We start from the raw sequence: 14169 nt of genomic DNA on the forward strand, positions 1-14169 counted from the left end.
TGATATTAGCCCGACTAAAAAACAACAATTAATAGCGCAATTTGTTGAGCAGTACGACTTTGTTAATAATGTAGAACTTATTGATGTAAACCTCGTTAAATCACTACCTTCATCACCCTTTTTTAATATTATTAAAGATCAACGTTTTAATAACATACTCTCTGGTATTAAAAGTACAGGTAAAATCCAATTTCAGTCAATGACAGTCTCAGGGCGTGAGTATCATATTATTGGCTTACCGTTAGTAAATACCGAAAATAAGCTACAAGCCATATTGCTCGCAGATATAAATTTAAACGGCTTATTAAATAATCTACGTAAAATACACGCTGCAAATAAAGACATAACATTTTATGTTATGCATAATAATAAAATTCAAAAAAATAATAATTCAGAAGATTCTCAACCATTATTTTTCTCTCAAAACGGCTCCCCAACGCAACGTGTTTTTTCTTACAGTAATAAAAATGAAGAGACTTTATACGGGTATATTGATTCTCTAGAGTTTTTAAATGAATCTGGATGGCAGTTACTTGTAACAAAACCAAAAGAAGTTGCACTACAAGGTGCTAATTTTTATAAACAGCTTGCTTTATTAACAAATGCGGGGGCATTACTGCTTATATTAACGTCATCGTGGTGGTTTGAGCGTCGACTTTCTAGACCTTTAATTAACTTAGCTAAAATTGTTGAAAGTATTACAAAAGGAGACAAGGTAAAAGTCCCTGTAATAAACGACAGTATTGAGTTTAACCAGCTTTCATTGGGTTTACGTAATTTAGTAGCCGTAAAAGAAGAGCAACAAAGTATATTACAAAAGCAACGCTCTGCACTTCAAATTGCATTAAAACAGTTAGCCGAGCAAAAAAGTGCATTAGATGAACACGCTATTGTTGCTGTAACTGATTTGCATGGCACCATCACTTTTGTAAATAAGAAATTTTGTGAGATTAGTGGCTACGATGAACACGAATTAATAGGTCAAAACCATCGCCTTTTAAATTCAGGAAAACACGAAAAAGCATTTTTTAAAAATATGTATAAAACGCTTAAACGTGGTGATATATGGAACGGGCAAATATGCAATAAAGCTAAGCATGGTGGCATATATTGGGTAGATACGACAATTGCACCATTTTTAGATGAAAATGGAAAACCGCAAAACTATATTGCTATTCGTAATGACATTACAGCCCTGAAAGTACAAGAGCTAGAGCTTGAGCATCACAAAACACAGTTACAGCTAGTGATAGACTCAACAGCCGTGGGTATTTGGGATTGGTATATTGATACTAATCAAGTGACGTTTAATAACCGCTGGGCCGAGATAATAGGTTACAAACTCAGTGAGATTGAGCCTTGTACTATAGATACTTGGTATACATATGCTCACCCAGACGACTTAGTGATATCAAATAAAAAACTTCAAGAGCACTTTGCCGGTGAGACTGACTATTTTGTTAGTGAAGCCCGCATGAAGCATAAAAATGGACATTGGATATGGGTACTCGATACTGCAAAAGTAGTTGAGTGGAATACCGATGGCTCTCCAAAACGTATGATAGGTACGCATTTAGATATATCAGAACGAAAATCTACAGAGCTTGAGCTACAAGGAAGCCGCGATAGGTTTGCATCTTTGGTATCAAATATCCCTGGCATTATTTATCGATGTAAGTTTGATAATAAATTAAGCATGCTTTATATGAGCGAGCAAGCGAGTGGAATAACAGGTTATTCACCTGATGAGTTGATACATGATGAACCCCCCAGCTTTTTTGATTTGATATGCGAAGACGATTCTAAAAAAATAAAAGATGAAATTCTACGTTGTGTTAGCGCTAAGCAGTCATGGTCTGTTGAGTATAGGATTACAGCCCGCGATGGCTCCTTACATTGGGTAAATGAAAAAGGCCAAGCCATTTACGCAGATGATGGCAGCATATTGTATTTAGATGGATTTATTTTTGATATTACAGAGCGTTACAATACACAGTTAAAAATAAATCGTCAGCAAAGCCTACTTGAATCAATGAGTAAGCAAGGGCAGATTGGCGCATGGGAGATGGACTTAGATGCGCATACACTTTATTGGTCTGATGAAGTTAAAGTTATTCACGAAGTACCAGAGGACTTTGAACCGAGCATAGATACCGCTATTAACTTTTATAAACCAGGCATACACCGAGATACTATAAGTACCTTATTTGAGTGCGCAGTGACTTTAGGTGAAAGCTGGAGTGTAGAGCTTATTATTTTGACCTATTCTGGGCAAGAGCGTTGGGTTAAATCGATGGGCCAAGCTGAGCTTAAAGACGGTAAATGTGTACGTGTGTTTGGTTCATTTCAAAGTATTGATGCACATAAACGACTTGAACTTGAGAGCGAAAAAGCAAATCGTTATAACAAAAATTTAGCAGCGCTTACAGTCGCACCTGAGGTGCAAAATAGTGATGTAGAACAGGTTAAAAAGCTAGCCGTTAAATCTATGTGTGAAGTGCTAAATGTTACACGAGCTTCGATATGGATCTTTAACGAAAAACGAGATGTGATGACGTGTCATTGCTTATATATAAATGGTCAAGGGTTTGTAGATACCGACGCTATTTTAACTGCTAAAGACTACCCAGCTTATTTTAATGCTATTTATAAACATAATTTAGTGGCTATTGATGATGTTTATACTCACTCAGCAACTGTTGATTTTATTGAAGCATATGTAACACCACTAAATATTAAATCGATGCTTGATGCTGTAATTGCAACAGGCGATGGTAATTTAGGTATTTTGTGCGCTGAAACAGTAGGCGAGCATCACAACTGGACGCAAAGTGAAGAAACGTATCTTCGCTCATTAGCTACTTTAGTGGGAAGCACTTTAGTTTTTCAAAAACGAAAAGTAATTAGTGAGGAGCTAAAAGTAGCACTTGTAAAAGCTGAAGATGCAGCCATTGCTAAGAGCCAATTTTTAGCAACCATGAGCCATGAAATTAGAACGCCGATGAATGGCGTACTCGGCATGCTAGAGCTTGTTCAATTAGAGTCGTTATCTAAACCAATAGAAACAAAAGTAGATATAGCCAAAAAAAGTGCACATTCTTTATTGGGTGTAATTAATGATATTTTAGATTTCTCTAAAGCTGAAGCAGGTAAAATCGAGCTTGAAGAGATTAACTTTAATGGACGTGATTTAATTGGTGAAGTTGCTGCCGCACAAGCATTTACAGCTCAAGACAAAGGTATTGAAATTATTTTGGATCTGGTAGCGCTAGAGCCTTCGCAGTTATGCGGCGATCCTGGGCGCATTCGCCAAGTTATTACTAATTTATTAAGCAACGCCGTTAAGTTTACGAGTCAAGGCGAGGTTGTTGTAAGCGCGAAAATTAATAAAGTAGCTCAAGGTTTAGAGTTTGTTGTAAGTATAAAGGACTCAGGCATAGGAATTAGTTTAGAAAAACAAGAGCAATTATTTACCCCTTTCTCTCAAGTCGATGCATCAACAACGCGTGAATATGGAGGCAGTGGCTTAGGGCTGGCTATTTGTAAGCAGCTTTGTGAACTAATGGGGGGAGCTATCTCCCTCACTAGCGAAGCCGGTAAAGGGAGTACTTTTACTGCCACTATAATGCTGACTCCGGGAGATCAAAAAGAACGTTATATTCCTAATATTAATATGGAAGAGCTAACCGTTTTGGTTGTTGATGATAACGAGACAAATCGAATTGTAATTTCACAGCAGCTTGAGCACTGGGGCGCTAAGGTTGCGCTTGCATGTGACGCACGCGAAGCTCTTGATATGTGCGCGCAGCAGTATAAAAGTAACAATTGCATGTATGACATTGCAGTGCTTGATATGCAAATGCCAGGAATGGATGGTATAGAGCTGTGTAAAGCACTAAAAGCACATGAATATTATAAATCAATGCCACTTGTAATGATGACCAGTATTGCTGGTATGGAAGGTGCGCAGCGCTATTCTAATGCAGGCTTTCAGGCATATTTCCCCAAACCTGTAACCACTGCCGATTTAATTTCTGCACTGTCAGTGATAACAAGTAATGATGCAGACGAGACACTCCCACTTGTTACTTCAGGCTATATTTCCTCTCTTAAAAAAGAAAAGGTGCAGGAACCTACCCAAATATTACTTGTAGAAGATAATCCAATTAATCGGCAAGTGGCTACATTAATGCTCAAAAAGCTTAATTGTGACGTTACAATTGCCGAAAATGGTCAATTAGCGATAGATATATTAGAGTCTCACGATTCTGGTTTCTTTAAGCTCGTTCTTATGGATTGCCAGATGCCTGTTATGGATGGCTTTGCTACAACTGCAGCTATACGTAAAGGTATGGCGGGTATACAACACAAAAACATTAGGATCATTGCTATTACGGCTAACGCAATGGACTCTGATAAAGAGCGTTGTATAACCGCTGGAATGGATGACTACTTGAGCAAACCGATTCAATTAGATATTTTAAAAGATAAAATAGAGCAGTATATTTAAGGTAAAAATACAATGAGCCAACCCGTTATAATACGTGATGCAAAACCAAGTGATGCGAAAACAATTTTGCACTTTATTACCGAACTTGCCATATATGAAAAAGAACCGGATGCAGTTAAAACAGACGAACAGGCTATTTTAGATACGCTGTTTAGCGACGGTGCTACTGCGCACAGCATAATTTGTTTAGAAGGTGATGAGCCAATTGGTTTTGCGGTCTATTTTTATAATTACTCTACATGGTTAGGTAAAAATGGCCTATACCTTGAAGATTTATACGTAAGCCCAGATAGCCGTGGCAATGGTGCAGGTAAAGCCATTATGAAGCACTTAGCTAATAAGGCGATTAGTAATGACTGTGGTCGTTTTGAATGGGTAGTGCTTGATTGGAATAAACCCGCTATCGATTTTTACAATAGCATTGGTGCAAAGCCGCAAAACGAATGGATTATATATCGCTTAACAGGGCAGGAATTACTAGACTTTGCTAAATAGTTAATGAAAATCATTTGTATTTAGGTTTATGGGTGTGTAAGTTAACTACACGCCCATAAATAAACGTGCAGATGATTATATGATCTCAAATCAAAAACAATCCCACTCAGATTTACTTTGTCTTGATCAAGCATTAAGCCCTTGGCAGTCGAATATAATGCAAGGTAATTATGCATTTGAACAAGGTGCACTTCTCGAAGCCCGCGATAAATACTTATTAGCTAAAACACTTGCAGATCATCTTCTTCAGCAGTTTTTATATGCTCAGATTAATAACAATGTCATCCATGCTATTGAGCATTGCATACCTGCACTTGTTGTTGCGTCGCATAATTTAGCTGATACCTATATAGCTTTGCAACAGCCTGAAAATGCATGCAAATGGCTATGCGAAGTACACTTAACACTCTGTTCGCTAATTAAGCATACTCATTACGATATACAAAAAGTGAGTAAGCATCATTACACTAAAACGTCCTCTGAACTTGTATTATTTGCAAGACGCTATCATTTTTTACCTGAGCTAATAAAGCAAGTGAATTTTTGCTTATGCTCAGAGAGCACTACAAACAATCAACTGCACTAATTTAAAAGAAAAAGGAGTATTTTTGGCTTTTACTTTGCCTGCACTTAACTATGAGTACGATGCGCTTGAGCCTCATATTGATGGTAAAACAATGCATATTCACCACACATTGCATCATCAAACGTATATCAATAAAGCCAATGCTGCTTTAGCAGATACTGTTTATGCAACCGCAAATGCTGAAAAATTACTTAAGGGAATAAACAGCCTGCCTAGTAATTTACAAAAAGCAGTACAAGAGCATGTAGGAGGGTATTTTAATCACAGCTTATTTTGGCAAGTAATGAGCCCTCAAGGAGGAGGGGAACCTGAAGGTAGTGTAGCTCAGGCAATAAATGAACAGTTTGGCAGTTTTGATAAGTTTAAAGACCAATTTACTGCTGCTGCAATTAGTCAATTTGGCAGTGGTTGGGCGTGGCTATGTGTGACCTCAGATAAAAAGTTGATTGTAGAAAATAGTGCTAATCAAGATTGCCCTTTAATGCAGGGAAATACCCCTATTTTGGGACTTGATGTATGGGAGCATGCCTATTATTTGAAGTATCAAAATAAGCGTCCTGACTATATTGCTGCTTTTTATAATGTAATTAATTGGACTGAAGTTGAAAAACGCTACCTAGCCGCAGTAAGTTGAGTGCCGAATATGGCTAGTAATGTGAGTTTTTTTGTATAAGCTAGGCTCTATTAGGTTAATTTATAGAGCCGTTTATGGACACTTCACATTGGCAAAAAGCACGTCAGAGTCGTGATCCTCGTTTTGACGGGCTTTTTTACGTAGCGGTAAGAAGTACCGGTATTTATTGCAGACCAATTTGCCCTGCACCAACGGCTCACGAAAAAAACGTTGCTTATTATCAGTTTGCCCATAACGCGGCGCAAGATGGTTTTAGGCCCTGTATTCGTTGCAGGCCCGATAGTGCCCCTGGCAGCGCAGCATGGCAGGGTACAAAAACGACGGCACTTAGAGCAAAACAGTTAATAGATCAAAATGACGAGCACGACTGCGAAAAATTAGCAGCTCGTTTAGGCGTAAGTAGTCGTTATTTAAGGCAGTTGTTTAAGCAGTATTTTGGCGTGTCGATTACGCAATATCGATTATTTAACCAATGCCACTTTGCTAAAAAACTGATTCAAGAAACACATTTACCCCTTACCGAAATAGCGTTTGCCGCAGGCTTTAAAAGCATTAGGCGTTTTAATGATGCATTTTTACAGCAGTTAAATATAGCTCCCTCGAAGCTGCGCAGTGGCGATAAAAAACCAACGTCAACACTCACTTTAACCCTGCCATTTAGGCCGCCTTATGATTGGCCTGCTTTGCAGGGCTTTTTACAAAGGCGCTTGATAAAACCAATGGAGTGGATAACGCAAACGAGCTACGGGCGTACTTTTGCAAGTGAGGAATATAAAGGAAGTTTTACCGCAGAATTTATAGCGAGTAAAAACCACTTTAGTGTATCTATCAATATAGACAATACGGCGTACTTACAACCTGTTATAAATAATATACGCCGTGTGCTTGATTTAGATGCCGATATTAATTTAATTCAAATGCATTTAAGCGCCAATATAAACAATGCGTTTACAGTTTGCGAAGGACTCAGACTTCCGGGGATTTGGTCAAGTTTTGAAGCCGGTATAAGAGCGGTACTTGGGCAACAAGTGAGTGTTACTGCAGCGCATAATTTAGTAACAAAGTTAGTTGATGAATTAGGCGAAAAAGAGGGCGATGCCGTTTATTTTCCTACGGCTAAAATTGTTGCTAATAGTGATTTTGCATTTTTTAAAATGCCACAAGCACGCAAAAATGCGCTACACAACTTAGCCCAGTTTTGTGCACTAAATCCTGAAAATGACGATTTAGACGAATGGCTTAGCTTAAAGGGAATTGGTCCTTGGACAGTAAATTATGCAAAGCTGCGAGGACAAAGCCAACCCGATATATTACTTGATGGTGATTTAGGTGTTAAAAAAGCTCAAGCGGCGGCAAACCCTTTTGAGCCTGCTAATTGCGCTCCTTTTCGCTCTTACTTAACGTTTCAACTTTGGCAGCAATTATAATGATCATTCAAACATCAATTTCGAGCCCTATAGACGACATAATTATTCAAGCGACTGATAAAGGTGTGAGTTACGTTGGGTTTTATCCTTTAGTTGAGCACTCTTATACGCCATTTGAGCAAGTTACTAACAAGGCGGTGCTTATTTGCGCTGCGCAGTTAAATGAGTACTTTGCAAAAAAACGCACTATGTTTGATGTACCACTTGATACAACCGGTACTGTATTTCAGCAAAGTGTATGGCAAGCACTATTAACAGTACCTTTTGGACAGTCGCAAACATACGGCTATATTGCTAACCAACTCAATAACCCAAAAGCAGTGAGGGCAGTAGGCGCTGCTAATGGTAAAAATCCGATTAGTATTATTGTACCGTGCCACCGCATTATTGGCGCAAATGCAAAGTTAACGGGCTATGCTGGTGGGCTTGAAAGGAAACTGTGGTTGCTGAAACACGAAGGATTAATGTAAATTAATTGATAAAATATAGCCAGTCTGCTTAACTCAACCTATAATTTAAATAATCAACTAATAAAAATTATTATGCGTATTAATAGCTTAGTGTACTTTTTTATTGCCAGTTTAATGTTTACCGCTACTGCGTTTAGCAAACCGCAAAGTCTCGTGTTTTGTTACGAAGACAAAAACATAGCACCCATGTTTTTAGGTGATGGCCAAAATATACCAACAGATAAACCTGGTGCATCAATCGAAATACTTCAACAACTTGATTTAGCATTGCCCAATGTAGCAATATCATTTGTTAGAAAGCCATGGCGTAGATGCTTAAACGATTTAGAATTTAATCGAGTTAATGCTGTTATTGCAAGTTACCGCAAAGGGCGAGAAAACGTTGCTATTTACCCTGTTGATGAGCAAGGTAAGTTACAAGATGACTACGCAGTAAGTGAATTTGGCAGCTGCCTTATAGGGCGTTATAAATTTCATAAGGAATGGGAGACTCGTGAAGTATTTCAAAATAAAGCATTTACGATAGCTATTCCTAATGGTTATGGGCTAAATAGCGCGTTAAAAGAAGAACCATTTTTTATTCATAATACGTTTTCTAAAAGCAAAGCTTTTGAGTTGCTAGATAAGGGGGTAGTGCAAGCGAGCGTTGATCTATGCCAAGTAGATGGCTTAAAAGTGTCGAGTTATCCGTATGAGGGTAATAATGTTAAACCTATTTATCCCCCTTACGAAACCAGCCATGGTTACCTTGTTTTTTCAAAAAAATTCTATGAAGAAAATAATGCTCTAAGCTTGCAAATGTGGCAGTGGTTATCAAAATTTGAAAGTGCACCTGTGTATATTAAATACTTACAAACACTTAAATAAACAGGCCCTGACAAAATAAAATTCGCGTTTGTAAATTGGTATTAATTTAATATTAAGGTAGCATAAGCGCACTTTTTATAAAATGGCACCACAATGGCTCAATTATACTTTTACTACTCTGCAATGAATGCAGGTAAATCAACCACGTTATTACAATCTGCATTTAATTATAAAGAACGTGGCATGGAACCTGTGATCCTGACTGCTGCCATTGATGTTAGACAAGGCGTGGGTAAAGTATCTTCTCGTATTGGTTTGCAAGCTGATGCGCATGTATTTGATGCTAGTAAAGATGTTTTTGATCTTATTCAATCACTCAATAATGATAAAAAGCGCCATTGTGTGTTAGTTGACGAGTGCCAATTTTTATCAAAAGAACAAGTAATGCAATTAACAGATGTGGTTGATGAACTCGGTATACCGGTATTGTGTTATGGCCTGCGTAACGACTTTAGAGGCGAGCTATTTATAGGGTCGCAATATTTGCTTGCGTGGGCTGATAAGTTAGTTGAGCTTAAAACTGTTTGCCACTGTGGACGTAAAGCAAACCATGTACTGCGTACCGATGAAAATGGCGAAGCAATAGCCGATGGTAACCAAGTAGAAATTGGCGGCAATGACCGATATGTTTCGGTATGCCGCAAACATTATAAAGCCGCGTTAAATATGGGCCGACAAAGCATTTAAAAATGTATCAATATCTTCGCGGGTTATATCTAAATGCGTAACTAGCCTAAGCTGCTTGCTTGGGCTAAATAATATTCCTTGTTGTTTTAGCGCTTCAGCAATATCTTCAATATTTATACTGCTACTGTATGTTGCGTAAACCATATTAGTGGTGTTAGTCATATCGACAGTAAAGCCACTGATCTCACTTAATTGTTGAGCCAAATAACGTGCATTTTCATGATCGTCTTTTAAGCGCTCTACATTGTGCTCAAGTGCAAATTGTCCAGCGGCTGCAAGCATTCCGGCTTGGCGCATACCACCACCAAGTACTTTTCTCCATCGTCTTGCTTTATTAATAAGTGCTGGTGAGCCTAATAATAAAGAGCCTACGGGCGCACCTAAACCTTTAGATAAACAAATAGAAACTGAGTCAAAGTGTTTTGTAATTTCAGTGATATCAACTTTTAGCTCAACAGCGGCATTAAAAGCACGTGCGCCGTCTAAGTGCAGCGCTAAACTATGCGTATTAACAAAGTCACGTGCTTGGGCTAAGTACTCAAGCGGGAGTACTTTTCCGCCAATGGTATTTTCTAAGCTGAGCAATCGCGTTTTTGCAAAATGGCAATCGTCTGGTTTTATAGCCGCCGCTATTTTACTAAAAGGGATGCTGCCATCAGCATCGTTTTCAATAGGCTGTGGTTGCACAGATCCTAAAACAGCTGCGCCGCCACCCTCAAACTTATAATTGTGAGCATTTTGGCCACAAATGTATTCGTCACCTCGCTCACAGTGCGCCATTAACGCAAGTAAGTTGGCTTGTGTGCCTGAGCTACAATAAAGTGCGGCTTTAAAGTTAAAACGCTTACACGCATAGGCTTCTAGTTGGTTAACGCTTTCATCATCACCATATACATCGTCACCAACCGGTGCGTTGTACATAATATCGCGCATTTCTTTTGTTGGTTTTGTAACTGTATCAGAGCGAAAATCTATCATGATTGCCTTATCCTTTTTATTATTTTTAATAAAATTGGTATTAATCAAGCTCGCTACAAATTTGCTCACGAGTGTCTTTATCAAAGTAGGTCCATGCAATAAAGCGGCTAATTTTTTGACCTTGTGCCATATCAACAATTTTATACTGTGCTATTGGGTGAGCTTTTAATACTTCTTCAAGGGCTGCAATATTATCTTTTTTAGAGACTAACGACGTAAACCACAGTACTTGCTCTGCAAAGTCTTCGCTTTCTTTAATCATATTAGAGATAAACTGTACTTCACCGCCTTCACACCACAATTCATTATTATGACCACCAAAATTAAGCGTGCTACTGGGTGTTTTTCCTAAGTTTTTCCACTTACGTTCACTGCCTTTACTTGCCTCTTCTTCACTTGCATGAAACGGAGGGTTACAGAGCGTTAAATGGTATAGATCTTTTTGATTTATAACGCCTTTAAAAATATGTGATGCGTTTTTTTGTTGCTTTAGGGTTATTTTTAAACCATTAAACTGAGCAATTTGCTTTGCTATTTTTACTGAGGCTGTATCAATATCAGTCCCGGTAAAATGCCACTTATATTCACTTGTACCAGTAAGCGGATAAACTAAATTAGCACCAGTACCAATATCAAGTACTTTAATTTGCTTACCTAAAGGTATTTGTTGTTGGTTATCATCACTTAATAAGTCGGCTAAGTAATGAATGTAGTCAACACGCCCAGGTATAGGCGGGCACAAGTTGTGCTCGGGAATATCCCAAAAATCAATATTATAATGTGCTTTTAAAAGAGCTTGATTAAGTGTTTTAACAGCCTTGTTGTCACTAAAATCAATGCTTTTAGTCCCTGCAGGTGTGGTTATAACAAAGGGCAGTAGAGCAGGATGCTCTGTTGTTAATAAATCGAAGTCGTACCCATTTTTATGTAGGTTACGAGGGTGTAATTTTGAACGTGCTTTATTTTCTTTCATGGCTTCATTTTAACAACAGATATGATGTGGTGATTGTAACAAATGCTGATGAGTAAAGTGCAGACATTTCCTTTGGTATATTTAATATTACTGGTAGGATGAGTTGAAAATAATAAAAAGGAATAACTGTGGCAATTTCTCAGCAATCAATAATAGTTGATTTAGACTCTCAGCAAACTCTTCATTTACGCCGTATTAGCGATGAAGATCAGCAAGGGCCCATCGTATTTTTTATGCATGGAGCAATAGAAAACGGTAAGATTTTTTACACGCACTCTAATAAAGGGCTCGCACCATTTTTAGCTGAGCATGGGTATAGATGTTATGTGGCTGATTTACGTGGCCGAGGTGATAGCAAGCCAATCATTTCGAGCGATTCTGAATATGGACAAACTGAGTCTATCCTAGAAGACATTCCTGCCTTTATTAAGCAAATAGAGTTGATTGAAGGCAAAAAGCCAGACTACTGGGTTGCTCACTCTTGGGGCGGGGTGTTGATGAACAGCGCGTTTGCACGTTTTCCAGAATATATTAACGACGTTAAAGCATGTGTGTATTTTGGCTCTAAGCGTTCTTTATTTAATAATCACCCTCAAAAATTATTACAAGCCAATTTAATTTGGTATTTTATGGCGCCTTTACTTGCTAAAAAACATGGCTATTTAAACGCTAAAGGTTATAAGTGGGGCAGCGATAACGAAACTCAAAAGTCGCATTATCAAAGTATGCAATGGGCTAAAAAGAAGCCATGGATAGATTCTGATGATAATTTTGATTATGCAAAAGCGCTAAACAACCTGCATTTACCGCCAACGCTTCATATTGCTGCGGTAAAAGATAAAGCATTAGCGCAACCAATCGATATTCAAAAATTTATGGACGAATCGGGGCTAGGCATTCAACAAATGCAAATTTACGGTCGTAAACACGGGCATAATTTTGATTACGATCATATTAATATGCTTACCCACCCAAGTGCGCGTGATGATCAATTTAAAGATTTACTTAATTGGTTTAAAGCACATCCGATTAATTAATTCTCATCAAGTAACTTTAGAAGAGGTGTTTTGTAACGCTCCCACTTAGCGATTGCGGCATTATTAATAGGTTGGCGTATAGCATGTTTACTCAAGGTCGTTACCGGTGTTTTTTGTTTATAAAACGCTAAGCAGCGCTCTTCAAAATGACAGTTTAAAAAGCCAAGTAACTGCGTTAGCTGCTCTTTTGGGTTATTCACTAAATCTTCGTAACTGACATCATAAATTGGCATCTCTTTAAAAGAGTGCCAATGGCTCATTAGTTTTTCATACAACTTATGATAAAGCTTAAACTCAGGTAGTGAGCAAAAGTAAGGCTCGTTTTCAGCAAAGTAATTAGTGAAGATAGAAAATGCGGTGGCATTAAAATCACGACTTAAATTTATAAATTTAGCATTTGGAAATAGAATATATATAAGTCCGAGCGACTGATAATTACTCGGCAGTTTATTTATTATAAAAGGTCTGATGGGCGATGCTGTTTTTAATGTTGTGATATACAGCTCGCGGGCTTTTTTGATTAAATCCGGCGTTAAATGTGCTAAACATTGCGGGTAAGTCACTCCCGTTTTTTGTTCGATAAAAGCAACTGCGTTATTACTAATACTCGTGCTCTCTCCTAGGCTCGAAAACTGACTATGGCTTGCCAACATTTGCTCCACAAGGGTAGAGCCACTACGAGGCATGCCAATAATAAATACAGGCGTGATATTACCCGTAAATTTTTTATCGGCAGAGGCTATAAACTGCTCGGTGTTGTATTTTATTATTTCATCGTAAAAAGGGATTAAATCTCTAGTGTTAAATTCACTTAATTTTTTTTGTAATTTATTCGCCAATATAAAATAATTAAATGCTTGCTCGGTATCCTCAAGTGCATCGTAACTGTTTGCTAATGCGTAGTAACACACCATTTTTAAACGTAAATTACTAGTTTGAGTTAATAAGTGGTGCAAATTACTTACATAATTATGTTCTTTATCAAAGCGACCTAATTGTACAAGTTCAAATAAAATATAGGCTGTTACAGGGTATACACCAATGCTGAGTGCATGAGCAAAAGTTGTATGAGCTTTATCTAACTCGCCATGTGTTAAATAGTGCTGTGCTAAGTAATAATGAGGTTCTGGATTATGACTTGCTAATTTTTTTGCGTATTCAAGGACCGTTAGCGCATCGTTTGGCGAATGAACACCGTTAAAAGCATCAGCAAGGGCATGTAATGGTTCAAGCATATGAGGCAAGCGCTCACAGGCTTTTTGGAGTAGGTATACAGCAGCGTCGTAACGTTCTAGTCGTAAGGCAATTCTGCCTAAGCCAAATAAAGCCTCACCATTTTCAGGGTTACTATTTAAAATTGCTTTAAAATGGAACTCGGCTTCTTTGAGTTTATTTTGTTGCAGTAGTTGGTTGGCTTTTTCAAGTAGCATAGTTATACCAATTTTATTAAAAAATAATCATTCTATCGCATTAAATAGCGTACTCACTGCGTTAAAAATTATTCA

12 protein-coding genes are annotated in these 14169 nt (G+C 37.9%); 9 read left to right on the forward strand and 3 right to left on the reverse strand.

What is annotated here, in order from left to right; translation table 11 throughout:
• From H5072_RS02630 to H5072_RS02665, 8 genes are all read left to right on the forward strand, one after another.
• A partial coding sequence (locus H5072_RS02630) for a PAS domain-containing protein (RefSeq protein WP_182692579.1) occupies nucleotides 1-4510 on the forward strand: 4510 nt, incomplete at its 5' end.
• A gap of 12 nt (nucleotides 4511-4522) precedes the next feature.
• Complete coding sequence (locus tag H5072_RS02635) at nucleotides 4523-5005, forward strand: GNAT family N-acetyltransferase (protein WP_002958990.1); 483 nt, start codon at nucleotides 4523-4525, stop codon at nucleotides 5003-5005.
• 79 nt (nucleotides 5006-5084) lie between these two features.
• Nucleotides 5085-5591, forward strand: a complete 507-nt coding sequence (locus H5072_RS02640; RefSeq protein ID WP_182692580.1) for a hypothetical protein — start codon at nucleotides 5085-5087, stop codon at nucleotides 5589-5591.
• 22 nt (nucleotides 5592-5613) lie between these two features.
• Nucleotides 5614-6225 (forward strand): superoxide dismutase, encoded by a 612-nt coding sequence (locus H5072_RS02645; protein ID WP_182692581.1) that lies wholly within the window; start codon nucleotides 5614-5616, stop codon nucleotides 6223-6225.
• A gap of 74 nt (nucleotides 6226-6299) precedes the next feature.
• Nucleotides 6300-7652: a DNA-3-methyladenine glycosylase 2 family protein gene (locus tag H5072_RS02650; RefSeq protein WP_182692582.1), complete on the forward strand. Its 1353-nt coding sequence runs from the start codon at nucleotides 6300-6302 to the stop codon at nucleotides 7650-7652.
• Nucleotides 7652-8122 (forward strand): methylated-DNA--[protein]-cysteine S-methyltransferase, encoded by a 471-nt coding sequence (locus H5072_RS02655; RefSeq protein WP_182692583.1) that lies wholly within the window; start codon nucleotides 7652-7654, stop codon nucleotides 8120-8122. The genes H5072_RS02650 and H5072_RS02655 overlap by 1 nt, the downstream gene beginning before the upstream one ends.
• Before the next feature lie 72 nt (nucleotides 8123-8194).
• Nucleotides 8195-8989, forward strand: coding sequence for an amino acid ABC transporter substrate-binding protein (locus H5072_RS02660; protein ID WP_182692584.1), 795 nt, complete (start codon nucleotides 8195-8197; stop codon nucleotides 8987-8989).
• Between the two features lie 93 nt (nucleotides 8990-9082).
• On the forward strand, nucleotides 9083-9676 hold the full coding sequence (locus tag H5072_RS02665) for a thymidine kinase (protein ID WP_182692585.1): 594 nt from the start codon (nucleotides 9083-9085) through the stop codon (nucleotides 9674-9676).
• On the opposite strand, the gene ltaE is transcribed toward H5072_RS02665, so the two are convergent.
• Both ltaE and rlmF read right to left on the reverse strand, forming a co-directional pair.
• The gene (ltaE, locus tag H5072_RS02670; protein WP_182692586.1) at nucleotides 9650-10654 is read right to left on the reverse strand and encodes a low-specificity L-threonine aldolase; all 1005 of its coding nucleotides are present in this window, start codon (nucleotides 10652-10654) and stop codon (nucleotides 9650-9652) included. The genes H5072_RS02665 and ltaE overlap by 27 nt on opposite strands.
• 40 nt (nucleotides 10655-10694) lie before the next feature.
• Complete coding sequence (rlmF, locus tag H5072_RS02675) at nucleotides 10695-11627, reverse strand: 23S rRNA (adenine(1618)-N(6))-methyltransferase RlmF (protein WP_149603590.1); 933 nt, start codon at nucleotides 11625-11627, stop codon at nucleotides 10695-10697.
• 128 nt (nucleotides 11628-11755) lie between these two features.
• Between rlmF and H5072_RS02680 the strand changes: the two genes are divergently transcribed.
• A complete protein-coding gene (locus H5072_RS02680) occupies nucleotides 11756-12664 on the forward strand; it encodes an alpha/beta fold hydrolase (protein WP_182692587.1) in 909 nt (302 codons plus the stop codon).
• On the opposite strand, the gene H5072_RS02685 is transcribed toward H5072_RS02680, so the two are convergent.
• Complete coding sequence (locus tag H5072_RS02685; protein ID WP_182692588.1) at nucleotides 12661-14094, reverse strand: sulfotransferase; 1434 nt, start codon at nucleotides 14092-14094, stop codon at nucleotides 12661-12663. The genes H5072_RS02680 and H5072_RS02685 overlap by 4 nt on opposite strands.
• Nucleotides 14095-14169 lie beyond the last annotated feature (75 nt).

The organism is Pseudoalteromonas sp. SR45-5 (genome assembly GCF_014163565.1).
GTDB classification, from domain to species: Bacteria; Pseudomonadota; Gammaproteobacteria; order Enterobacterales; family Alteromonadaceae; genus Pseudoalteromonas; species Pseudoalteromonas distincta.

Coding starts and splice junctions, on each gene's coding strand:
- ltaE (WP_182692586.1), bottom strand. CDS start 10,654: ATGATAGATTTTCGCTCTGATACAGTTACAAAACCAACAAAAGAAATG.
- H5072_RS02650 (WP_182692582.1), top strand. CDS start 6,300: ATGGACACTTCACATTGGCAAAAAGCACGTCAGAGTCGTGATCCTCGT.
- H5072_RS02655 (WP_182692583.1), top strand. CDS start 7,652: ATGATCATTCAAACATCAATTTCGAGCCCTATAGACGACATAATTATT.
- H5072_RS02635 (WP_002958990.1), top strand. CDS start 4,523: ATGAGCCAACCCGTTATAATACGTGATGCAAAACCAAGTGATGCGAAA.
- H5072_RS02660 (WP_182692584.1), top strand. CDS start 8,195: ATGCGTATTAATAGCTTAGTGTACTTTTTTATTGCCAGTTTAATGTTT.
- H5072_RS02685 (WP_182692588.1), bottom strand. CDS start 14,094: ATGCTACTTGAAAAAGCCAACCAACTACTGCAACAAAATAAACTCAAA.
- H5072_RS02640 (WP_182692580.1), top strand. CDS start 5,085: ATGATCTCAAATCAAAAACAATCCCACTCAGATTTACTTTGTCTTGAT.
- H5072_RS02665 (WP_182692585.1), top strand. CDS start 9,083: ATGGCTCAATTATACTTTTACTACTCTGCAATGAATGCAGGTAAATCA.
- rlmF (WP_149603590.1), bottom strand. CDS start 11,627: ATGAAAGAAAATAAAGCACGTTCAAAATTACACCCTCGTAACCTACAT.